Origin of the sequence: Raoultibacter timonensis (genome assembly GCF_022845715.1) — a bacterium.
GTDB lineage: Bacteria > Actinomycetota > Coriobacteriia > Coriobacteriales > Eggerthellaceae > Raoultibacter > Raoultibacter timonensis.
The window spans coordinates 1,064,412-1,087,053 of the sequence record NZ_AP025564.1 but is presented as its reverse complement, the minus strand read 5'-3'; the positions used below and the strand labels follow the sequence as shown (position 1 = coordinate 1,087,053).

General features: G+C 60.4%; 22 protein-coding genes. 6 read left to right on the top strand and 16 right to left on the bottom strand.

What is annotated here, in order from left to right; translation table 11 throughout:
- The first annotated feature begins 156 nt into the window (after positions 1 to 156).
- Positions 157 to 1,431, top strand: coding sequence for an aminopeptidase (locus MWL89_RS04310; RefSeq protein ID WP_244411893.1), 1,275 nt, complete (start codon positions 157 to 159; stop codon positions 1,429 to 1,431).
- Here the strand turns inward: MWL89_RS04310 and MWL89_RS04305 are convergent.
- Positions 1,428 to 2,375 carry a DMT family transporter gene (locus tag MWL89_RS04305; protein ID WP_244411892.1) on the bottom strand — a complete coding sequence of 316 codons (948 nt, stop codon included), beginning with the start codon at positions 2,373 to 2,375 and terminating at the stop codon, positions 1,428 to 1,430. The two genes, MWL89_RS04310 and MWL89_RS04305, sit on opposite strands and share 4 nt — an antisense overlap.
- A 130-nt stretch (positions 2,376 to 2,505) precedes the next feature.
- Between MWL89_RS04305 and MWL89_RS04300 the strand changes: the two genes are divergently transcribed.
- Positions 2,506 to 3,387: a LysR family transcriptional regulator gene (locus MWL89_RS04300; protein WP_102378834.1), complete on the top strand. Its 882-nt coding sequence runs from the start codon at positions 2,506 to 2,508 to the stop codon at positions 3,385 to 3,387.
- On the opposite strand, the gene MWL89_RS04295 is transcribed toward MWL89_RS04300, so the two are convergent.
- The 4 genes from MWL89_RS04295 to MWL89_RS04280 form a co-directional block, all read right to left on the bottom strand.
- Positions 3,378 to 4,082: a Pr6Pr family membrane protein gene (locus MWL89_RS04295; protein WP_244411891.1), complete on the bottom strand. Its 705-nt coding sequence runs from the start codon at positions 4,080 to 4,082 to the stop codon at positions 3,378 to 3,380. The genes MWL89_RS04300 and MWL89_RS04295 overlap by 10 nt on opposite strands.
- Before the next feature lie 102 nt (positions 4,083 to 4,184).
- Complete coding sequence (locus MWL89_RS04290) at positions 4,185 to 4,445, bottom strand: helix-turn-helix domain-containing protein (protein WP_102378836.1); 261 nt, start codon at positions 4,443 to 4,445, stop codon at positions 4,185 to 4,187.
- 17 nt (positions 4,446 to 4,462) lie between these two features.
- On the bottom strand, positions 4,463 to 5,020 hold the full coding sequence (locus MWL89_RS04285) for a DUF2975 domain-containing protein (protein ID WP_244411890.1): 558 nt from the start codon (positions 5,018 to 5,020) through the stop codon (positions 4,463 to 4,465).
- A gap of 290 nt (positions 5,021 to 5,310) precedes the next feature.
- A complete protein-coding gene (locus MWL89_RS04280) occupies positions 5,311 to 6,564 on the bottom strand; it encodes a radical SAM/SPASM domain-containing protein (RefSeq protein WP_102378838.1) in 1,254 nt (417 codons plus the stop codon).
- 216 nt (positions 6,565 to 6,780) lie between these two features.
- On the opposite strand from MWL89_RS04280, the gene MWL89_RS04275 reads away from it, so the two are divergent.
- Positions 6,781 to 7,020, top strand: coding sequence for a hypothetical protein (locus MWL89_RS04275; RefSeq protein ID WP_102378839.1), 240 nt, complete (start codon positions 6,781 to 6,783; stop codon positions 7,018 to 7,020).
- Between the two features lie 50 nt (positions 7,021 to 7,070).
- Here MWL89_RS04275 and MWL89_RS04270 read toward each other — a convergent pair whose 3' ends face one another.
- The 11 genes from MWL89_RS04270 to MWL89_RS04220 all read right to left on the bottom strand — a co-directional run bounded on the left by MWL89_RS04270 (position 7,071) and on the right by MWL89_RS04220 (position 18,988).
- Positions 7,071 to 7,706 (bottom strand): HAD family hydrolase, encoded by a 636-nt coding sequence (locus MWL89_RS04270; protein WP_244411889.1) that lies wholly within the window; start codon positions 7,704 to 7,706, stop codon positions 7,071 to 7,073.
- Between the two features lie 10 nt (positions 7,707 to 7,716).
- A complete protein-coding gene (locus MWL89_RS04265; protein WP_279611957.1) occupies positions 7,717 to 9,468 on the bottom strand; it encodes a proline--tRNA ligase in 1,752 nt (583 codons plus the stop codon).
- Positions 9,465 to 10,568, bottom strand: a complete 1,104-nt coding sequence (gene ispG, locus MWL89_RS04260; protein WP_244411888.1) for a flavodoxin-dependent (E)-4-hydroxy-3-methylbut-2-enyl-diphosphate synthase — start codon at positions 10,566 to 10,568, stop codon at positions 9,465 to 9,467. The genes MWL89_RS04265 and ispG overlap by 4 nt, the downstream gene beginning before the upstream one ends.
- A gap of 15 nt (positions 10,569 to 10,583) precedes the next feature.
- The gene (locus tag MWL89_RS04255; RefSeq protein WP_244411887.1) at positions 10,584 to 11,675 is read right to left on the bottom strand and encodes a site-2 protease family protein; all 1,092 of its coding nucleotides are present in this window, start codon (positions 11,673 to 11,675) and stop codon (positions 10,584 to 10,586) included.
- Positions 11,676 to 11,924: 249 nt separating this feature from the next.
- Complete coding sequence (locus MWL89_RS04250; RefSeq protein WP_244411886.1) at positions 11,925 to 12,836, bottom strand: carbohydrate kinase family protein; 912 nt, start codon at positions 12,834 to 12,836, stop codon at positions 11,925 to 11,927.
- A gap of 11 nt (positions 12,837 to 12,847) precedes the next feature.
- Positions 12,848 to 14,086: a 1-deoxy-D-xylulose-5-phosphate reductoisomerase gene (gene dxr, locus MWL89_RS04245; RefSeq protein ID WP_244411885.1), complete on the bottom strand. Its 1,239-nt coding sequence runs from the start codon at positions 14,084 to 14,086 to the stop codon at positions 12,848 to 12,850.
- 52 nt (positions 14,087 to 14,138) lie between these two features.
- Positions 14,139 to 15,047, bottom strand: a complete 909-nt coding sequence (locus MWL89_RS04240; RefSeq protein WP_244411884.1) for a phosphatidate cytidylyltransferase — start codon at positions 15,045 to 15,047, stop codon at positions 14,139 to 14,141.
- On the bottom strand, positions 15,048 to 15,827 hold the full coding sequence (locus MWL89_RS04235; RefSeq protein WP_244411883.1) for an isoprenyl transferase: 780 nt from the start codon (positions 15,825 to 15,827) through the stop codon (positions 15,048 to 15,050). It abuts the gene before it with no gap.
- Between the two features lie 22 nt (positions 15,828 to 15,849).
- The gene (gene frr, locus MWL89_RS04230) at positions 15,850 to 16,407 is read right to left on the bottom strand and encodes a ribosome recycling factor (RefSeq protein ID WP_244411882.1); all 558 of its coding nucleotides are present in this window, start codon (positions 16,405 to 16,407) and stop codon (positions 15,850 to 15,852) included.
- A 68-nt stretch (positions 16,408 to 16,475) separates the two neighbouring features.
- Positions 16,476 to 17,192, bottom strand: coding sequence for a UMP kinase (gene pyrH / locus MWL89_RS04225; protein WP_102378848.1), 717 nt, complete (start codon positions 17,190 to 17,192; stop codon positions 16,476 to 16,478).
- 314 nt (positions 17,193 to 17,506) lie between these two features.
- Positions 17,507 to 18,988: a S1C family serine protease gene (locus MWL89_RS04220; protein ID WP_244411881.1), complete on the bottom strand. Its 1,482-nt coding sequence runs from the start codon at positions 18,986 to 18,988 to the stop codon at positions 17,507 to 17,509.
- A gap of 474 nt (positions 18,989 to 19,462) precedes the next feature.
- Here MWL89_RS04220 and MWL89_RS04215 point away from each other — a divergent pair, with 474 nt between their 5' ends.
- From MWL89_RS04215 to MWL89_RS04205, 3 genes are all read left to right on the top strand, one after another.
- Positions 19,463 to 19,978, top strand: coding sequence for a D-alanyl-D-alanine carboxypeptidase (locus tag MWL89_RS04215; protein WP_102379597.1), 516 nt, complete (start codon positions 19,463 to 19,465; stop codon positions 19,976 to 19,978).
- A gap of 9 nt (positions 19,979 to 19,987) precedes the next feature.
- Complete coding sequence (locus MWL89_RS04210) at positions 19,988 to 21,163, top strand: iron-containing alcohol dehydrogenase (RefSeq protein WP_244411880.1); 1,176 nt, start codon at positions 19,988 to 19,990, stop codon at positions 21,161 to 21,163.
- Between the two features lie 68 nt (positions 21,164 to 21,231).
- Positions 21,232 to 22,641, top strand: a complete 1,410-nt coding sequence (locus tag MWL89_RS04205; protein WP_244411879.1) for an aldehyde dehydrogenase — start codon at positions 21,232 to 21,234, stop codon at positions 22,639 to 22,641.
- Position 22,642: the final 1 nt, after the last annotated feature.

Here is a 22,642-nt window from a genome sequence, read left to right as displayed (position 1 = left end):
GAGGCGCGTCGAGTAACACCCGCATCGTCCGTCGAAGACAAAGCCCCGATATGCATGCACGTCGACCCATCGCGAGCGGCAAGCGCCCTTGCATCGACTCGGCAGCTGCGTTATACAATAGGAGTCCGTCTCGCACAACCGCCGGTAAGGAGCCCCGTGAAAAACACCGACCGCCCAACCGATTCCTCCGCATGCTTCGAATCGAACCTTGAGAAATACGCCCGCCTCATCGTCGAATCGGGCTGCAATGTGCAGCAAGGCCAAGAGCTTTTCCTTACCGCTTCGGTGGAGACCGCGGATTTCGCCCGCCTCGTTACCCGCATAGCCTACGAACGCGGAGCGCGTCACGTAACCGTACGGTACACCGACGAACAGATATCTCGCATGCACTACGACCATTGCGACCTCGCCGTGTTCGAAACCATGCCCGAATGGGCGGCGATGCTCAACAACTCGATGGCACGCGAAGGCGCGGCCATCCTTTCGATCATATCGGAAGACCCTGAGATCATGACGGGCATCGATCCGGCAAAAGCCGTCGCCAACGCACGGGCCTCGCACCTCGCCTGCAGCGAATTCTACGACGCTCTCGACTTCGGCCGAAACGTTTGGTGCATCGCGGGAGCTGCCTCATCCGCATGGGCGCGCAAGGTCTTCCCCGGCGTTTCGGAAAGCGAAGCTGTCGCGAAGCTCTGGGATGCGATCTTCACGACAGCTCGCATAGGTGATGCCGACCCCGTCGCGGCATGGGAAGAGCACCGCAAAAGCTTTGCAGCCCGCACCAAGCTCTTGAACGAGCAGCGCTTCGACGCACTTCGCTACCGCAACGGCGCAGGCACCGATTTCACCGTGGGGCTTACGGATAAGCACCTCTGGAACGGCGGCGGCGACACCACGCAAGGCGGTACGCCGTTCTTCCCCAACATTCCCACCGAGGAGGTATTCACAACCCCCGATCGCCTTCGCGCCGACGGCGCCGTCGTCTCGGCGATGCCCCTTATCCACAACGGTACGCTCATCGATAGCTTCAGCATTACGTTTCGAGACGGCAAAGCGGTCGATTTCTCGGCAGAACAAGGATACGACACGCTTAAATCCATCATCGAGACCGACGAGAACTCGTGCAGGCTCGGCGAAGTCGCGCTCGTGCCTTTCGCTTCCCCCATTCGCGAAACCGGTATCCTGTTCTACAACACGCTCTACGACGAGAACGCCTCGTGCCACTTGGCGCTCGGCCAGGGCTTTCCCGATTGCTACGAGGGAGGCACCGAAATGGATGCAGAATCGCTCTTCGAAGCGGGCGTCAACAAGAGCGCGACCCACGTCGATTTCATGATCGGCACCGAGGACCTCCGCATCGAGGGGATCAAGGCGGACGGGTCGGTTCTGCCGATCTTCGAGAACGGAAACTGGGCTGGGATATTCGCCTAGCTTGAACCGGATTCCAATGCGGGCGATTGACTTGCCCGCGACCCCCGCCTCGCCTTACTGCGTACATTCGCGGCGAGGCGGCCGTCGAGATACGTCTCGACGAGCACGCATGCCACGATAAGCCCCGCACCGGCGAATCCGACACCGCTCAGCATCTCACCGAGAACGATCCACGAGAACGCAGCCGTGAACAGAGGTTCGCCGCACAACAGCATCGATACCGTCGTCGAGGAGAGCCTCGTAAGGGCGACGTTCTGCAGCGCAAACGTCAAGCACGTACTCAGCAGCGCGAGAAACACGATAACGCCCCACGCAGGCGGCTGCACGGCCGCGACGTCGATCATAGGCTCGAGGGAGAGCGCCCCGACGAGCGACAGGACGAACGTCACGCCTATCTGGGCGGCCGACACCGTCGCCACGTCGAGGCTCTTCAAGCCGCGCTCGCCGAACACCAGGGCTCCGGCAAGCGACGCAGCGGAAACGAGGGCCAGCACCTCTCCCCATCCGAAGACGAAGGCCCCGCCGTTGCAGCACAGAAGGTACAGGCCGAAAACCGCGAGGGCCTGAAACGGGAGATGCACGAGTTTGTAAGGACGCTTGAGTACGAAAACCGCCGCGACCGGAGTGAACACGATAGGCAGCGCAACGAGAAACCCCACGTTCGTGGCGCTCGTCAACGCAAGCGCCACGTTGCATGAAATGTAGGAGACGGCCATGCACAGCGCCGCCGGAAGCCAGTCCACGAGGTTCGCTTGCCGAAGCTGCAATACGATACGACGTCCGAAGAATACAGCGAACACAAGCAGGGCGAGCCCGAAACGCAAAGCCAAACACCAAAACGGCGTGATGCTGTCGTAGGCAAGCTTGGTTACGGCGTTTCCCAACCCGAATATCGCCGTTTGCGCCACAATGCACCATACGTATGTCCAGCTTTTCGAACCCACAGCCCGTCCTTTCCAATTGCCGGAGAACATGGTACTGTTGAGCTTGATATAAGTAAAACGAGAAATTCTTCAAAAGAATTAAAGTACTTCTTGTTTTCTGAACGAACGATAAACCCCGAGCGGAGACGGCATGGGAGAGCAAAAATACGAAGCGTTCATCAAAGTCGCCGAAACCGGCAGCTTCAAGCAGGCGGCCGAAGAGCTCGGCTACACCCAAGCGGGCATCAGCTATATGATCAATTCGCTTGAAAAGGAGTTCGGCCTCACGCTGTTCGTCCGCGAATACGGCGGCACGCACCTTACGTCGGAGGGCAAAGAGCTCCTCCCCTGGGTTCACAGCGTCCGCAACAGCGAGCGGCAACTCGCCGCAAGGCTTTCGGAGCTCAAACAGCTTGAAGGAGGCTCAGTGCGAGTCGCCACGTTCACGAGCACTTCCATTCATTGGCTTCCGGGCATCACGAAGCTCTTTCACAAGCGCCACCCGACCATTGAACTCGAATTCATCTGCAACGACAACCAAAGCGAGGTCGAATCGCTCGTGTGGTCGGGAGACGCCGATTGCGGATTCTTCGCCCTCCCAGTGAAACTGGAGCTCGAAACGATCTCGTTGCGCCACGACCCGATGCTGATCGTCCTGCCCCGAAACCATCCCGAAGCCTCCAAGGAACGCTTCTCGCGCGAAGCGATGGCGAAATACCCGTGCATCAAGCTGAGCGATGGGTCGGATCTCGAAATGGACGAGGTATTCGCCCGCAACGGAGTCGAGCCGAGAATAGCGTTCTCCATCGCCAACGACTACGCGGCGCTCGCCATGGTCGATCAGGGATTGGGATACAGCGTATTCCCGGAGCTGATCCTTCGCGATCCCCTATTCGACATCGTCTGCAAGCACCCGGAGATCCCCACGAGCCGAGAACTCGCCATCGCGGTAAGGTCGTTTTCCGATGCGTCCACGGCTACGCATGCGTTCATCGACTGCACAACCGAATGGGTTGCCCAAGCCTACGGCTGAGAAGCGTCCACCTCGCCAAGCGGTCCCCCGCGACTTTCCGAGAGCCTTCCCAGCAGCCGATCAACAGCGAGCACCGCGTAGCCGAGCGCAAGAAACGCTGCCCCCACAAGTACGACGTTGACGGCCACACCCGACCATCCGATAAGGTTCGGGTCGATGAAGAAATAAGGATAGCTTGATCCGCCTCGATACGTAGCGCCAAGCGGAGCGGCAACCAGAGCAAACACGAGATAGTACAGCGGTAGAGCCAACCACCTAACCGGATCGAACGGCCTGATCGATCCTTTCCGATCGAACAGAAGCCAGTCGGCCACGGCCATAAGGGGAACGACGAGATGCACGGTTAAGTTCGAGGCCTCAGACCCGTTCGGCACCATAGAGAAATTTGCTCCCACCAGCACGAACCAGTATATCAGCAGCGTTACCACGATCCCCATGGTAACCGCGCCCTTGACCGCAGGAGAATAGTTGACGGTTCCCACCGCACCGCTGAATCTGATTTCGCGTGCGCATTTGCCAGCCGCATAGGCGAAGTACGCAAACACGAAAACATTGCTTTGAATGGTGTAGTAGAGAAACGTCGACGCGTTGAGCCGGCCGTCGGGTATTCCCGAGTTGAGGAAGATGCCCCATGCCGCGACGAGGACCAGAGCCGTTTTCCACACAAGGGAAGCGTATCGGTTCGTGATGCACATCGAGATTCACTCCCGTCCCAGTCACGCGGGCATATTAGTTATGTTCTTATCTAATATAGCGCTGCCTACAGGGTCGCACTCGGAAAACACATGCTTTGTAAGCTATTCGGCATCCTCTGACGAGATATCGGATCTCTCGTCGATGAAAATCCCTTCGCCGTTCGGGACGTACTCGAGTATATCGCCCGGCTGACAATCGAGCGTTTCGCAGATCATTTCGAGCGTGGAAAAGCGAATCGCTTTGATTTTCCCCGTCTTTATGCGCGACATATTCACGTTCGATATGCCAACCTTTTCGGAAAGCTCGTTAAGGGACATTTTCCGATCAGCCATGATGCGATCGAGCCTGAGGATGATTGGCATCGCTACCCGGCCTCGCCCTACAACGTTTCGTCAGAAAGCTGCTGGAGGAGCGTCCCGTACTCGAACACAAGCGATAGGCAATAGAGTATCGCGGCCGCGCTCAGCATGCCAAAGTTGATAGATAACGTTGGATTGCTATTAACGCTCGTCACAGAATACTTGACCATGAGCGATCCACTCTCGACCAGAGTGGTTTGCCCTATAGAGAAGACCGCCTCCACCACAACGTATACAATAAAGATAAGAGCGACAACCCTGATTCTTCTAACCTGGCGCATCGAAAAAGGCGACTCTCCCTTTTCGATGTCGCTAAGGAAGTGTATAGCCTGCCTTAAAAACACCGCAATCAACAAACCGAAAACTATGCAAAGGATAAAGGGGACGGCGCCTGCTGATTCCGCATCCGGAGAAACAATCTCAGGAAAAAAGGACAGGCATCCAAACAAAGCAACCAGCATAACCCAGACTATACAGAACAAAACAAAGACAACTTTGAAGAATACCCTGATTGCCTTTGCTGACTTTTTTAGCCGGTTCAAAGAGGCTTCGGTTTTTGTATATTCCTCAGTAGTCATAAAATGATTCCTTCATACGAAATAGCGCTTAGGCGAATCGTCCCGTACAGCAAAATCCAGCCACTTCCATGCATTATACAAACAACTCAACTAGATTGCCCAGAGGCATACACGTAAACCCACCGTCAGTAATAACGAAAGCAATACAAATGGCCCCCGTTACTACTGAGGGCCATCGAGTCTTTGGCGGAATCCATTAGCGCCACTACAGACCAACCTTAAAGCAAAATCCGTAGCCCACCTCTACACATGCAGCCAGCGTTCCCGCCTCACTATGAAACAGCATATCGTCACCTCCTTCCCTGCATCGCCACAGCGGCTTTGACCATTTCGCCGTAGCCGCTGAAGAACTCTTTCATCATTACGCAATACGCGTCGGGGGATCGTAGATTGCCAAACCCGAACAACGACCGGGCCCGGCACCCTCCCCCGCACAGCAGCTCGTACTCGCATTCGGCGCAACCTTCGAAGTCTTTCGTGTTCAGCGATCGAAACCCCTGGCCCACCTCGCTCGACAGGGCACTGTGCATGGAATCGCTGAACAGGTTGCCCATCGCGAGCTCTTTGCGGTGGAGCATATGGCAGGGATACACGGTTCCGTCGGCAGCGACGCTCACCATCCCGCGTCCGGCTCCGCACGAGCTCTTAACCGTGAGGTTAGCCCCGATCGGGGAGTCGGATACGGGCATCGGACCGCCCTCGCCAACCGTCAGCATCGACCTGCCGAGCTTCCTCAGCTCGGTCTCTCGGGGAACAAGTTCGCCCAACGCCGCATCGTCGCAAGAGCACGAAAGCAGGCTGAACGAAACCGTGACGCCCAAACGCTCGGCGAGGTCGAGGTAGCCGCGAACGTCGTCGATGTTCTTAGCGTGGATCGTAGCTATCATGTGCGCAGGAATGTTCGCTGCCTTTACGGCTTCGATCGCGCGGACAAGCTCGGGGTATCGCTGCTGACCGCGGATATAGGCCGGCGACGACGCCGTGCACCCGTCGAACGAAATCGACACGCGATCAACGAACGGGGCAACCCGCTTGAGCTGATGCGCGTCAAGCCCAATGCCGTTCGAAAGAACGACAACCGAAGGAATGCCGCATTCGATTTTCGCATAGGCGGCAATGGCGGCAAGATCGTCGCGAAGGAACGGCTCTCCGCCCGATATGACGATCTGTTCCACTCCCGCCGAAGCGAGCTGCGAGATGGCGTGGTTGATCTTCTCGGTCGGCGCATCCGCGAGCCTGTTGCGATCATCGTCAAGAGAGTAGCAACCGACGCACTGCAGGTTGCATCGTTGCGTAATGTGCACGTACGCCGATTTGAGAGAATCGTCAGGTTTTTTGTATCCGAAGAAGCCGCCAATGCCGAGATGCTGGAACAGCGCCTCGTCAACGGCGACGATCTCGGCGGGAGGTACGTCTTCATGCATGAGACGCTGGCAGATGTCCCTTCCTTCGGCCGTCAGTCCGATGGCGTACCCGGTGTTCAAGTTTCCGATCATCGGAATGCCCTCGAAATCGAACATAACAGCTTGATCGCCGAACCTCATCCAACCTCCGCTCCTTGCGTGCTATCGATAGAGTACACCGATAGACCCCTGTATTACATGATGGATTCCACCATTTTTGTGATGATATTCATTATGGACGAGTGGGAGAAAAGTTCCTACTGGTATTTTTATCGTTTTATGATAAATTCTTAAGCCTAATCGTTCATGTAGCTTATTGCATACGGGACGGAGTCAGTACCATACGAGGAGCGCCCTATGTTTGAGGGTTTTATCATTCCAGATATCTCGGAAGTACTCTTCCCGCTCTGTCTCGCGGTCGGCTATGTGGCGATTATAGGATCGGTATCCGCGATGGTGGTCAAACTCGTACGCTGGAGGGGGCAACGTTCAGAAATGGGCTTGCTCGCAACGGCTGAATGCAAGATCACCCTGCTTTGCTGCTCGACGTTCATGCTCATGGGCATATTGATCGTCGTCTTCTTCAATAGCATATAGGCATTCCCCCCGCCCGGACCCCCACCGCTACATTCAACCGGGCAAGCCACTTACAGCAAGCAGGGCACATCGCGGATACCGGCACAGGCGAAATCGGGTCGCTCGGCCAACAGCGTCGCCTCGGAGAACATGCCCCACAGGGCGGCCGTCGTCTTGCATCCCGCACCGTTTCCCGCCTGGATGTCGTACGGGCTGTCGCCGACGTACATGCAGTCTTCGGAGGCGAATCCCAGAAGAGCAGCGCCGTGAACAACCGGCCCCGGCTGGGGCTTGTGCTCGGGCCAATCGTCCGAGCCGATCATACAGCCCAGATACGCGTCCAACCCGAACAGCTGCAATCCCTGCATAGCCGCCTCGTGGCGCTTCGACGTGACGACGCCGAGCGGATACCCCTCAGCGGCAAGCGCCTTCAACGTCTCCTCGGTGCCATCGAACGGGCGGACCATGCCGTCGTGCTTGATCGCGTTGTATTCACGGTACACGCGGAGCAGCTCATCGTGAAGCGCCTGATCGCTTGTAAAATCCCACATCTGCGTCGTAAGGGGCTGGCCGACTTTGGCCATAAGGCGCTCGGGAGGGATCTCCTCCCGAAGCACCGTTTTCACCGCATGCTGCATCGATTCGAGAATGAGGTCGTGCGTATCGAGCAGGGTTCCGTCGAGGTCGAAGAGAATCGCTTTGGTCATGGATGCCGTACTATTCCGAGAACAGGCTGCCGAAGGCGCCGATACCCGAACCTTTGATGTTGCGCTTGGTGAAGGCCAGCGCCTCGGCTACCGCAGCGATGGATATATCGCGCTTTTCGCCCGTCCTGCGCAGCTTTATCTCGACCTTGCCCTCTTTAAGACCGCGTTTGCCAACCACGATCTGCAACGGCCAACCGATGAGGTCGGCGTCGGCGAACTTCACGCCCGCGCGCTCGTCGCGATCGTCGATGACCACTTCAAAGCCGGCACGCGCGATATCGGCGGCAAGGCGCTCCGCCGCAGGCTGCACCTCTTCGTCGCCCACGTTGAGCGGAATGACGCACACGTGCGCGGGAGCCACCGAGACGGGCCAGAAAATGCCGTTCTCATCGTTATGCTGTTCGACGATAGCCGCCATGGACCTCGAGATGCCCACGCCGTAACACCCCATGAGGAAGTTCTGCTCGGAACCGTCTTCGGCTGAAAACGTCGCGCCCATCGATTTGGAATACTTGTCGCCGAGCTGGAACACCTGCGACACCTCGATGCCGCGGGCCCCCTCGAGCGGAAGGCCGCACTTGGGGCAGCAGTCGCCCGGTTTGACGACCACGAGATCGGCCCACACGTCCACTTCGAAATCCTCGCCTTGCTTGGCACCGACGTAATGGTAACCGTCCTCGTTCGCGCCGACCACCCAGCGGGGTATCGCCTGCAGGCTGCTAGCCGCAACTATGCGAACGCCCTCGGGAAGGCCAACGGGGCCCATCGAGCCCTTGTGCAGGCCCGCCGCCTCCATTTCCTCGTCGGTCAAAAGCTCGAAGCCCTCGACCACGCGAGCGGCCTTGAGTTCGTTGAGGTCGTGATCGCCCGGCACGAAGAACACGGTGATTACGCCATCCTTGCCCTTGCCGGAAAGCGCTTTGACCGTTGACGATTCGGGAATGTCGAGGAACGCCGCCAATTCGGCGATGGTGTGCACGTCGGGCGTTGCGATCTTCGTAAGCGCATCGGCCGCCGTATACTCGGTCGGACGGGCAAGGCCCTCGCCTGCTTCGGTATTGGCCGCATACCCGCACGAGCAGTGCACGAGCTCGGCTTCGCCCGCGTCGGCAAGAGCCATGAACTCGCAGGTCACACTGCCGCCGATCTGTCCGGAATCCGCCTCGACGGGACGATAGTCCAAATCCATGCGCTCGCAGATCCTGCCGTAGGCGGCGCTCATGTCATCGTAGGTCTGCTGAAGCGATTCCTGGGAGTCGTGGAAGCTGTAGGCGTCCTTCATGATGAACTCGCGACCGCGCAGAAGCCCGAAGCGCGGACGGATCTCGTCGCGGAACTTCACCTGGATCTGATACAGCGAAAGCGGAAGCTGCTTGTAGGAACGCAGTTCGTTGCGAACGAGCGCCGTGATGATCTCCTCGTGGGTGGGCCCGAGGCAGAACGGGCGATCGTGACGGTCGACGAGGCGCATGAGCTCGGGGCCGTAATCATCCCAGCGGCCGCTCTCGTGCCAGAGTTCCGCCGGCTGAAGCACCGGCATCATGATCTCCTGGGCGCCGATGCCGTCCATCTCGGATCGCACGATGCTCTCGACTTTCGCCAGAACCTTCTTGCCGAGCGGGAGGAAGGTGTAGACGCCCGATGCGGCCTTGCGAATCATACCCGCGCGAACGAGCAGGCGATGGCTCGCTATCTCGGCATCGGCGGGATCTTCCTTCAAGGTGGGAACGTACAGTTCGCTCATACGCATAATGTCAGTCATAGTCTTCCAATCTCCTCCATCAAAGCATCCACAATAGCGCCCTCCTCGACCTTGCGCAAGGTCTCGCCCTGGGCGAATATCACTCCCGAACCCTTGCCGCACGCCACGCCGATATCGGCATCGGCCGCCTCGCCGGGTCCGTTCACCACGCATCCCATTACAGCCACCTTCACCGGTAGGTCTACCGACCGCAGCCGCGCTTCGACCTCTTTCGCGAGCGCGATGAGGTCGACCTGACAGCGTCCGCACGTCGGGCAGCTGATGATCTCGGGAGATCGGCGGCGCAGGTCAAGCGCTGCAAGCAGCGTCCAACACGCACGAACCTCCTCGACGGGATCGTCGGTAAGCGAAATGCGCAGCGTATCCCCGATGCCGCTTTCGAGCAGAATGCCCAAACCGCTCGCGGATTTGACGATGCCCTGGAACAGCGTGCCGGCCTCGGTGACGCCGATGTGCAGCGGCACATCGGGAATCTCAGCCGAAAGCATACGATACGTGAGCACCGTCGTCATGACATCATGCGCCTTCGCAGACACAACTATATCGTAAAATCCCTGTTCTTCGAAGTGTTTTACGTAATCGGCAGCCGAACGCGCAAGCTTTTCCGGCAAGGTCATATCGCTTCGCGCAGCCAGTTCGGAATCGAGCGAGCCCGCGTTCACGCCGATACGGATGGGAATGCGGGCTTCGCGCGCCGCCGCTATCACGCGATCGGTTTCGGCCAGCCCCCCGATGTTGCCCGGGTTGATGCGCAGCTTCGCAGCGCCCCGCCTGGCGGCCTCGATGGCGATATCGGCGTCGAAATGGATATCGGCGACGACGGGAAGGGGCGACGCTTTGCACACGGCCTCGAACGTGCCGAGGCAGGCTTTGCGCGGAATGGCCATGCGCACGATCTCGCATCCAGCCTCGGCAAGCCGCTCGATCTGCGCCAGGTTGGCTGCCGCATCGTCGGCTGCCGCGTTGAGCATCGACTGCACGGCACACGGCGCACCGCCGCCCACCGGCACTTCGCCCACCATCACACGGCGCGTCCTCGCGTTGGGCCGCGCCCGTACCGCCTCGTCAGCAGCTCCCTTGCCGCTTCGCTCCTCTTCCATCGCAAACCCCTATCGCTAACCCCAGTTCCCGAATATGAACCGCTGGATATCCTGGTTGATCATCACCAGGAACAGCCCGACGAACAGCAGCATGCCGACCGTGCTCATGTAGTTGAGCGCGCGCATGGTCACGAGCTTCTTGGTGATCTTCTGGAACACCTCGATGATGAAGCGCCCGCCGTCGAGCGGGGGGATCGGGATGAGGTTCATGATGCCGAGCGACACCGAGATCATCGCCACGAACTGCAAGAACATCACGATGCCCGCATCGGCGTAGTCCTTGGCCAAAACGGCGATGCCCATAACCGACGTCGAGTTCGAAACGGTATCGCCGAACGTTGCGGGATTGAACAGTCCGATCACCGCCGACACCACCGCGCCGATGTAGTTGAACCCGGCCTGGACGGCCTGCAGCGGGTTCACGGTCATATGGGATATCTCACCCGTCTGGGTGTTCTGCACGTCGAAGCCGATGATCGAGAACAGGATCACGAACATGAGGATGGCGAACAGCAGGTTCACAAGCGGACCCGCGAGGATGATGGTCGAGCGCTTCCAGAACGGAAGGCTGCGGTACTGCTGCTTGCGCTCGCTCTCGAAGAACCCGTGCGGATCGGCAACGATGCGCTGCTGTCCGAGCTCGTAGGGCTCGACGCCCTTTGCAAGCTCCTTGGCGCTCGGCTTCACTTCAGGTGCGCGATAGGTGTTGAACTGGTCTTTCTTGGTGGGTCCGGCGATACTGCCCCATTCGGTGAGCTGCTCGAGCGCATCGTAGGCCTCGTCGTCGGTAATGCCGAGTTCCGATGCGACATCTTCCATGTTGGCAACGCCGCGCCGGTAGACGCAGGCGAGCACGCGCTCGAGATGAGGGCTCTCGCCGCCGGGCTCCATGCCGCAAATGCGCGCATAGCCGCCAAGCGGGATAGCGGTCACGCCGAATTTGGTTCCGCCCCGGGTAAAGCCGATGTTCGGGCCGGGAAGGCCCAGCATGAACTCTGTGACGCGAACGCCGAACGCGCGCGCTGCAAGGTAGTGCCCGCCCTCGTGGATGAAGACGAGAAATCCCAGTACGATGATGCCGTACAAGATCATCAGGATGACGTCCATATGCTGCTCCTTATGAAAAACGGCGTATCCGCCGATAAAATGTCGAGGGTATTATTATAGAAAGACTTACATTCAAACGGCCAGACGCACGGTAATCCCACAAACTTACGCAAGAATCTCCGTCCGAATACCGCAAAAGGCGTAGGGCGAAGGTCCTCGAAGCAGCGAGAAGCCCGCATCCTTTGCAACGCGGCACGCAGCGAACTTCGATGCGAAGCGGAAACCCGATCCGCCCAGAGCAGATTCGGCTTACAGACAAACTCCCAGCTGCGCGAACCTTTCATCGGAAAGCGTGCCACCCGCGACCGTGCACACGGCACCCGCAACCTTGTTCGCAATCGCGAGCGCGTCCTCCCAACCGCACCCCGCATTACGCGCAGCCACAAGCGCACCGAGGTGGGCGTCGCCAGCGCCAACCGTATCGACGGGCTCCACGGGGTCGGTCGGCACAAACAGATGCTCTTCTCCTGAGAACAGATGCGCGCCCCGCGCCCCTTCGGTGACCACGACGGTATTGCCGCTCGCAGCCTCGATGGCTCGCGCCGCTTCCCCAATGGTCGATTTTCCCGTATACGCAAGCGCCTCCAGTTCGTTCAGGTGCCATATCGGATGAAGAGCGTTGATGCGGGAGGTCTTTTCGGGTCCGACACCCTCGATGCGCGGACCGGGTGCGTAGAAGAATTCAATCGCGGAATGCTCCTCGAGAAACGAGATTATCGCGTTGCCTCCGGCGCCCTCGATCTCGTAGCCGCTCGCAAGAGCCTGCCCGAACCGGGCGGCGTCGACGGCTTCGAACCATGCAGGCTCGAAGCGCCGCTCGATTCCCGGCGACGTGATCATGGTCCGCTCGCCATCCGGCTCCACAAGGCAGGTGCACGAACCGCAATCGAGCGAAGTATCGATCCGGAGCGCCGCCAAACCGCGCGCCTCGATCTCCTTTTTGACGAAATCGGCGAACACGCCGCTTCCGATCGGCGCGAACAAGAATCCCGGTCTTCCGAGCTGCCGGATAACGTTGGCCGAATTGAATGCGCTTCCCCCGACTATCGCATCGCGATGCTCCACCACCACGCCTTCGCCCCTCTCGGGCAGGCGCGAGACGCTGCACACGATATCCACCATGATCGCACCGATCGAGAGAACGGCTTTCTCTTGCACCATGCGATCCCCCGTTATCTCGCGTTGATCCATGCATCCGCCGTACGGCGTGCCCACCCGTCGGTCTCCTCGAGCTGCTCGAGGCTTTCGACCGGCCTCGTCTCGTGCGCTTCCATGACCGCTTCTACGCACCCCGCGATATCGAGGTACGCGCACCGTTCGGCGAGAAACGCGGCCACCGCGATCTCGTTTGCCGCGTTCATAACGCACGGCAGCGTACCGCCCGCGCGCCCCGCCTCGCGAGCAAGCGCAAGACACCGGAACGTATCGGCATCGGGTGCAGCGAATTCCAGCGAGCCGAGCGTGCGGAAGTCCATCGGCCGCACCGGCGCATCCCATCGATCGGGGTACGAAAGCGCGAACTGGATCGGGATGCGCATGTCGGTGGTGCCGAGATGCGCCTTCACGCTGCCGTCGGAGAACTCCACCATCGAATGGATGGCGCTCTGCGGCTGCACGACAACCTCGATTCTGTCGTAGGGCATGTCGAACAGATGGTGAGCCTCGATCACCTCGAGGCCTTTGTTCATGAGCGTCGATGAATCGATCGATATCTTCGCACCCATGTTCCACGTGGGATGGGCGAGCGCTTGAGCGGGCGTGATATCGACAAGCTCCTCTTTGGTGCGGCCCCTGAACGGTCCGCCCGAGGCGGTAACCCAGAGCCTGGTCACCTCGTCGGCACGCTCGCCGAGCAGGCACTGATAGATTGCCCCGTGCTCCGAATCGATGGGCATGAGCGCACCCGCAGGACCCGTCTTCGGGGCGAGTCCGTTTGCACGCCGCTGCGCATCGACTTGAGCGGCCAGCGGCATGATAAGATCGCCGCCTACCACCAGCGATTCCTTGTTCGCAAGCGCAAGCACCTTGCCCGCGCGGAGCGTCTCGTAGCTCGCGCGCAACCCTGCCGCGCCCACAAGCGCGTTCACCACAACGTCCGCCTCGGGAAGCCGAACGAGGTCGACGACCGCATCCTGGCCGAATCCCAGCGTTGCCGCGCTTTCGGCATCGCCTGCGAGCGCCAGATGCGCCGCCAGCGATCGGGCGGCCGGCGCTTCGCGAAGGTTCTCGTCGCCCACCGCCGCATGGAGAACGCCGAACTCGCGAACCTGCGCCTCGAGCACGTCAACACGCGTCCCGAGCGCCAGACCGACCACTTCGAGCCTATCGGCGTGCCTCCGCACCACGTCGAGCGTCTGGCCTCCGATGGACCCCGACGAACCGAGAACGACGATGCGCTTCCTGGAAGACATATGGCATGCACCTTTCCGCGACGTGGCAGCGCCGCGCACCCGTACGCGGGCCTCAAACGACAAACGGAATACAGCCCCCGGCAACCAGCAGTATCGCAGACGTCACCGAGACGAGGAACAGCGAATCGGTACGGTCGAGCAAGCCTCCGTGGCCCGGCATGATCGTACCTGAATCCTTGAATCCTGAATTGCGCTTGATGCGGCTTTCGGCGAGATCGCCGAGCACGCCCATAAGACCGCAGATCAAACCGAAGAACAACGCCTGAACCACATCCATGGTGACACCCGGAATGTAGGTCATCGCGTACCAGACGACCATGGATCCCGCCAAACCGGCGAAAAAGCCCTCCCAGCTTTTCTTAGGGCTCGTCCGGGGCGCGAGTTTATGCTTTCCGAATTTCCGGCCGATCAGATAGGCGAACGTATCGTTGGCCCATACGCTGAGGAAGATGCCGAGCACGAGAACGCCTCCCCACGGATCGGGAAGCGACATCCGCACGACCATGATGCCCGAAAGGAGCAGCCCCGTGTAGGCTGCACCGAAAAAGCTCACGCCCACATCGGGCACCCGCGCGCGCGTCCAGAACACGTACCACGCGATGAGGGTAACGAGCAGGCCGACGCTTACCATGAGCGCGCCCGCAAGCCCGAAGAAGAACACGCTCAACGGGTAGAGGATCGCCGCGATGATGCCGAGCAACTCGTTGGGGAGCTTCGCGTCGGATCGCAGCATATAATAGAATTCACCTGCGGATATACCAGCCGTGGCTGCAAGCAGCACGACCGTGGTGATATCGTTTACGAGAATGCAGATGACCGAGATGGCGATGTAGATGAACCCCGTGCGAAAACGCACCTGGATATCGGTCGGGTTCTTGAGTTTCTCGGGCGTTTTATCGAGGGCGAATTTCTTGATGCGCCCCGTGCTCCCGGGATTGTCCTTCGACTCGTCGGCGGCCATCTACCCCACCGCCCCGAACCGGCGATCCCTTCCCTGGTAATCGAGCAGCGCGCGAAGGAACTCGTAGCGGTTGAAGTCGGGCCACAGCACCTCGGTGCAATAGAACTCCGTGTAGGCGATCTGCCACAAAAGGAAGTTCGATACGCGCATCTCCCCGCTCGTGCGGATAAGCAGGTCGGGATCGGGAATGTCGGCTGTGTACAGGTAGCGCCCGAACGTTTCCTCGGAAAGCTCCTCGGGGGTTCCGCCTGCGGCGAGAGCTTCGTGGGCCTGCCGCATGTACGCGTTGATGCCGTCGATGATCTCGTTTCTGCCCCCGTAGTTGATGGCGACCACAAGCGTCATGCCGCTGTTGTTCTTGGTTTTCTCCCACGCCTCGTCGAACGCGTCGCGCGTTTTCTTCGGCAGGGCGCCCGTGCGGCCGATCGTCATCACGCGCACGTGCTCTTCGTGCAGCTCGTCCACCTCGGCGAGCATGGTTTGCGCGAAGAGGTCCATGAGTCCCACGACTTCTTCTTCGGGGCGTTTCCAGTTCTCGGTCGAGAACGAATAGATGGTGAGGTACTTCACACCTATGTCGTTTGCGGCACGAATGGTCTCGCGCACCGCCTCGATGCCGGCGGCGTGCCCCTTCAAGCGGTTGAGAGCGCGTTTCTTCGCCCATCGACCGTTGCCGTCCATGATGACGGCAACATGGACGGGAATGCGCCCGACGTCGACCGCCGCCGGGTTGAGATCGGCGGGCGGATCGGGGAATATCTCGGCAAGGGGCTTGTTCACGTCGACCTCGGGTAGAAGGAGATTAGATCTCCATAACCTCGGCTTCCTTCTTCTTGAAAGCGTCTTCGATCTGCGCGACGTAGCTGTCGGTCAGCTTCTGGCTCTCGGTTTCGGCGCGCTTGGCGTCATCCTCGGAAATCTCGGAATCCTTCTTGAGCTTCTCGATCGCCGTGTTCGCATCGCGGCGCGCGTTACGAACGGCTACGCGTGCCTCCTCGGTGTAGTTCTTGCACTGCTTCACGAGCTCGCGGCGGCGCTCCTCGGTAAGGGCCGGGAACGGAAGGCGGATGACCGAGCCGTCGTTGGAGGGCTGCACGCCCAGATCGCTCTGCTGGATCGCCTGCTCGATGGTGGAAAGCGTCGATTTGTCCCACGGCTCGATGACGAGCATATGGGCGTCGGGGGTTTTAACGGCCGCCATTTGGTTGATCGGCGTAGGCACGCCGTAGTAATCCACCTTTATGCGGTCGAGCACCATAGCGTTGGCGCGGCCCGTGCGGACTGCGGCGAAATTCGTGCCGAGCGATTCGATCGCCTTCATCATTCGTTCTTCGGCCTGAGCCATAATATCGTCAACCATCTGCAGTTCCTTTCAACCGATCCAAGCGTTGTGCGCCGCTTCCCTTGTCGGCGCGGAGCTTTTCGCCCCTATTGTACCGTGGTTCCGACGTTTTCGCCTTTGAGAGCTTTGGCAATGTTGCCCGGAACGGTCAGATCGAACACGATCATGGGAAGGTCGTTGTCCATGCACAGCGAGGTTGCCGTGGAGTCCATGACGTTGAGCCCCATCGACAGCACGTCGAGGTAGCTGATCTTGTCGAACTTCTTGGCGTCGGGGTTGGTGCGCGGATCGCTGTCGTATACGCCGTCGACCTTGGTCGCCTTGAGCAGGCATTCGGCATCGATCTCGCAAGCGCGCAGCGCTGCGGTGGTGTCGGTGGTGAAGTACGGGTTGCCCGTGCCGGCAGCGAGGATGACCACGCGGCCCTTCTCAAGATGGCGGATGGCCCGGCGGCGGATGTAGGGCTCGGAAACCTCTTGCATGTTGATGGCGCTCTGCACGCGGGAGTAAACGCCGTGGCGCTCGAACGCGTCCTGCAGGGCAAGCGCGTTCATGACGGTGGCAAGCATGCCGATGTAGTCGGCCTGGGCGCGCTCCATGCCTTCGGCGCTCGCAGCCATGCCGCGGAAGATGTTTCCTCCCCCGACGACAACGGCCAGCTCGACGCCGTCTTTGACGATATCTTTGATCTGAACAGCCAGGTCCTCGACGACCTTCGGATCGATGCCGTACCCCGCATCGCCCGCCAGGGCCTCGCCGGACAGTTTTAGAAGGACGCGCTTGTACTTGTAGCCTTCAGACATTCATCGACCTTTCTCACCGTATCTGATATGAAAGCGCCGGATCCGCTGGCGGCGCCAAACCGCAGCCGCAATCCAAGCGTGTATTCGCCGCGACTATAGTAACCGAAAAACCGGTTCGACACGCAAGCGAGCACAGCCAATCTGGGGCTTTCCACGTAATGAGCAAACAGGTACGCCCGAGGTTAGCGAAAGCGGCGACAGCCGATGCGAGACGAGCGGACGCTGCACGGCGCAAAAAAACGGTGGACCCGCTTTCGCGGATCCACCGTAGGGTTGGCAGTGCTGAACCGTTTCGAGAATCTACGGTGCAGGCTTTACGAGGTGTAGCCGTCGCTTCCGTAGCCGTTGCCGCCGTAGTTGCGCAGCAGGTCCTCGAGCGAGCCTGCGCCCTGGCTCTGCTGCTGGGTTGCGGCTTGCGTGCTCTCGTCGGAGCCGAGCGTCACCTCGAGCGTTTCGGTCTGGCCGTTGCGGTTGATCTCGACCTCGGCCTTATCGTCCGGGTTCAAAGCGCGGATCTGGAGCATCAGCTCGTCGGCGGACGTGATGGTCGTGCCGTTGAACTTGGTGATGATGTCGCCCACCTCGATGCCGGCCTCGGCAGCGCCGCTTCCCTCGCTCACGTTGGCGACGTAGGCGCCTTGGTTAACCGCGAGACCGTAGCGCTTGGCGATCTGCTCGTTCACCGTGGAGAGGGATACGCCGAGCTGAGCATGGGTCGGGGTCTTGCCGTCGATGATCTGCTGCGCGATGTTGACCGCGTAGTTCACGGGGATCGCGAAGCCGACGCCGGAGTAGTTGCCCGAGTACGACGTGATCAGCGTGTTGATGCCGATGAGCTTGCCGTCCGCATCGACGAGCGCGCCGCCGGAGTTGCCGGGGTTGATGGCGGCGTCGGTTTGGATCAGGTTCGCATAGATCATCGTGGAGCCGTCGGTCTGCGAGTTCATGATCTGCGAGCGGCTCGTCGCAGAGACAATACCGGTCGCCACGGACTGCTCGAGGCCGAAGGGGCTGCCGAGCGTCATAACCCACTCGCCGATGATGAGGTCGGAAGAATCGCCGATCTCGATCGGAGTCAGACCCGTTGCGTTCTGCGCCTTGAGGACCGCGAGGTCGGAACTCGGATCGGTGCCGACAACCTCGGCATCGTACTCCTCGCCCTCGATGGTCACCTTGAACGCCTCGCCGCCTTCGACGACGTGGTAGTTCGTGATGATGTAGCCGTCTTCGGAAAGAACGACGCCGCTGCCGAGCGAAGACTGCGTCAGCGAACTCGCATCGGAGCCGGAGCCTGCGCCGTACCCGTACATGCCGGACGATTGGCTCGTGTAGACGTCGACCGCTACGACCGAAGGCAGTGCTTTCTGGGCGACCGCTTCGGCAAGCGTCGCATCGTCATCGGTTGCGTCGATGCTGCCGTTGCCGGAAGACCCGATGACCGTAGACGAGCCGGAGTCGCTTGAACCGCTGCCGCCGCTCATCGCATTGTAGATGCCGAAGCCCGACAGGGCGATGATGCAGGCCAGCGCCGCACCCGCAAATGCGAGCAGAAACGTTTTCGGACCGGTCGACTTCTTGGCGGGCTCGACCGGCTGGGCCGAAGGAGCCTGGTAAGCGGGCTGCTGGTAGTATCCCTGCTGCGAATGCTGGGCATGATGCGGCAGGGGCTGAGCTCCCTGGGCGGACTGGCCGGGCTGCGTCGGCTGGCCGGGCTGCGTCGGCTGATTCGGCGCGGTGTAGCCGCCATTGCCCTGGGGCGGTGGAACCGGCGCACCGTTTCCATTCGTGTTATCCATTGTTTACCTCCGTCTTAGTGCGCGCATTGCACGCGGTTCGATTTGTGTTGCCGCAACCTTACCACCGCTTTTCTCCGCTCAACCTACACGCAACCAATCCGTCATCGTCGTGTCATGGAATTACACCAGATGGAGTACACCCCAAGTATGAGGGCGTGACCTCGTGCGGGGAAGTCATTACAGAAAAGGGCGCCCAGCTGCGGGAAACGATCGAGCCGACGGAAAAACCGGTGTCTGAGAACGGCTGCCCGAAGGCGGGCCGATGCCTTAAGCGGGCTCGACGAGCGAACCGCAGCGGCCGCTCAGCTGGCTTCACGGTGATTTTCCCATGAACGAGCGCTCCGCGAACAGCACAACCCGCTATTATTGGTTCGACGCTCGGGCGGCGCTGCCCGAATCGCTGCGGCGCCCGAAGACGCGACGATCGTACACGATCGCCCTGACTGCAGAGCCGATAAGGGGATTTGAGTGATCATGGCAACGCAAACGCAACCGACGTTCAGCGAACGGATGAAGAAGCTGTACGTGCGCATCCTTCTTCGCATGCTGGCCTTTCTTTCAAGCAACATGCGCTATGTGTCGCGCAAAGTTCAGGCCGAAATCGATTATCTCGATGTCGGGTACACCTTCATGCTCGACGTGAAGGGCGCCGATCTAACCTGCATCTGCAGGAAAACCGAGGAGGGAAGATTTCGCCGCGTGCCGCTGCGCGAAGTCGCAACCGACGTCGAGCCGGGAAGCGGCCTTTCGAGCGCGCAGAACGACGCCGTCACCGTCGACTACGTGATCGCCTTCCGCTCGCTCGAGTATGCATTCCAGTGCTTCTCGGGCGGCAAATCGCTCCAAGACGCCCTGGCCGAACGCGCCTTCACCACGCGCGGACCCAACAGCACCGGGGTTTCGCTCACCTATATGTTCACGGCGCTTCTCCGCTCGTTTTTCTTCTGGCGTCGCGCCTACCGCAACCAGCCCGTCGCAAGCACCAACTAGGAGGTTACCGTGAAAGGGTTCGAGTATTCATGTCCCACCAAGATCGTGTGCGGCGAAGGATCGCTGGCGAAAATCGCCGACGAGCTGCGCGACCAGGGCATTGCCAAGCCGCTCGTCATGACCGATCAGGGCCTCGTGCAGCTGCATGTGGCAGACCACCTGTTCAACGAGCTCATGGCAGCGAACGTACCCTACGAGGTGTACGACAACGTGCCGCCCGATTCGTCGATGGACGTGGTGAACGAGGTGGCCGCCCTTTACACCGATAAAGGCTGCGACGGGTTCATCGCACTCGGCGGGGGCTCGGTCATCGACACGACCAAAGGTGCCGCCGCATCGCTTTCCGCCGAAGGCGTCGATTTCGCCACGCTGCAAGGCTCGGAGATTCTGCAGGGCAGCCTTCCGCCCCTCGTCGCCATCCCCACCACGGCGGGGACCGGCAGCGAGGTCACGCTCGTAGCGGTGGTCGCCGATACCGAAAAGCACGTGAAGCTGAGCTTCACGTCCTACAAGCTCGTGCCGCACGTCGCGATCCTCGATCCCGTGCTCACCCAATCGCTGCCGCCCAAGCTTACGGCAACGACCGGCATGGACGCGCTCACGCACGCCGTCGAAGCGTACACCTCCATCCAGAAGAACCCCGTAAGCGATTCGCTTGCGCGCTCGGCCATCACGCTCATCGCCGACAACCTGTTTACCGCGTGCGCCGACGGGAAGAACGCCGATGCACGGACATCGCTTGCGCTCGCAAGCCTCATGGCGGGAGCCTCCTTCTCGAACGCTATGGTGGGCATCGTGCACGCCATCGGGCACTCGCTCGGCGGTCTTGCGCACATTCCGCACGGGCAGGCCATGATGCTCTTGCTCCCCCACTGCGTCGACTACAACATTTCCCAGGGCTTTCACAAGGGGCTCTACGGCGAGCTTTTGCGCGACCTCGACGAAGCGTGCTACATCGCCTCCGATCCCGACAATCGCGATACGGTGTTCGCCCGCAGGCTCCACGAGATGAACGAGCGGTTCCATGCGGAATACGGCGTGCCCGTCAAACTGCGCGACCTCGGCGTCGAACCCGAACAGTTCGAGGAGATCGCCAAGCAGGCGCGCTACGACGGCGCCGCCCTCTACAACGACAGCGAAATAACGATCGATGTCGCAATGGGCATCCTGAACGCCGCGTACTAGAGAAAGCAGCAGCCCCGCTTGCCGCAAGCCAAGCGAATGCGGGGCGAGACGAGATTGCAGGAGGATCGATGGGACAGAAGGTGCAGTTCGAGAATCTCGGGGACGTTCAAAAGCAGGCGCAGCGCATGCGCGACTTCTACGCCACGGGCGCGACGCTCGACGTGGAGTACCGCAGACGGGCGCTCACGCAGCTTCGCGCGTACCTCAAGGCGAACGAGGAGCGCCTGCTCGACGCCCTGAAGGCCGACCTCGGCAAAGCGCACTTCGAGGGCTACGCCACCGAGCTCGGCATAGTCTACGACGAGATCACCACCTGCCTCAAACATCTCAACCGCTGGTCGAGGCCCAAGCGGGTGGCTACGCCCATCGTCCATTTCCGCTCGTCTTCCAAGGTCTATCCAAGTCCGATGGGCGTCGTGCTCGTGCTCTCGCCCTGGAACTACCCCGTGCAACTTGCCCTCGTGCCCATGGTCGATGCCATCGCAGCGGGCAACTGCGTGGCGCTCAAACCCTCACGCACGTCGAAAGCCACAAGCGAGCTTCTAATCGACATGCTCGCCGCCGTGTTCCCGCCCGAATTCGTGTGCGGGTTCCCCGGATCGGGCGATATGAACGACTGGTTGCTCGAGACGCGCTGGGACCAGATATTCTTTACGGGCAGCCCGAACGTGGGCCATACCGTCATGGAGGCGGCCGCCAAACACCTGACGCCCGTCGTGCTCGAGCTCGGGGGCAAGAGCCCGTGCATCGTCGACAAAACCGCCAACATCAAACGCGCAGCCCAGCGCATCGCCTGGGGCAAGGGCATCAATACGGGCCAGACCTGCGTAGCACCCGATTACTTCCTCGTGCACGAAAGCGTGGTCGACGATCTCGTAGCCCAGCTCGATGCGTGCTTCCACCAGTACTACGGCGAGGACATCCTCGCCTGCGACGAGTGGCCTCACATGATCAACAGCCACCACTTCGAACGCGTGATGGGTCTCATCGAGAACCGCAACCCCGACGCAACCGTCGCGTTCGGCGGGCGGGGGGATCCGCAAGCGCTCAAAATCGAGCCGACGTGCCTTCGCGGCATAACGCTCGACGATCCGGTTATGGGCGAGGAGATATTCGGACCCGTGCTGCCCGTCATCACCTACCGGACGCTCGACGAGGCCCTCAACATCGTGCGCACCTTCGAGAAACCGCTCGCAACCTACGTCTTCTCCGACGACAAGGACGTACAGGAGCGTGTGATCCGCGAACTGCCCTTCGGCGGCGCAACCATCAACGACGTGGTGATCCACCTCGCCAACAACCACATGGGCTTCGGCGGCGTGGGCAATTCGGGCATGGGCGCCTACCACGGCAAGGTGGGCTTCGACTGCTTCACGCACTACAAATCGACGCTCAAAAAGGGAACCTGGCTCGAGCTTCCCGTGCGCGTTCCCCCGTTCGGCGATAAGATCAAGCTGTTGCGCATGCTCATGAAGTAGC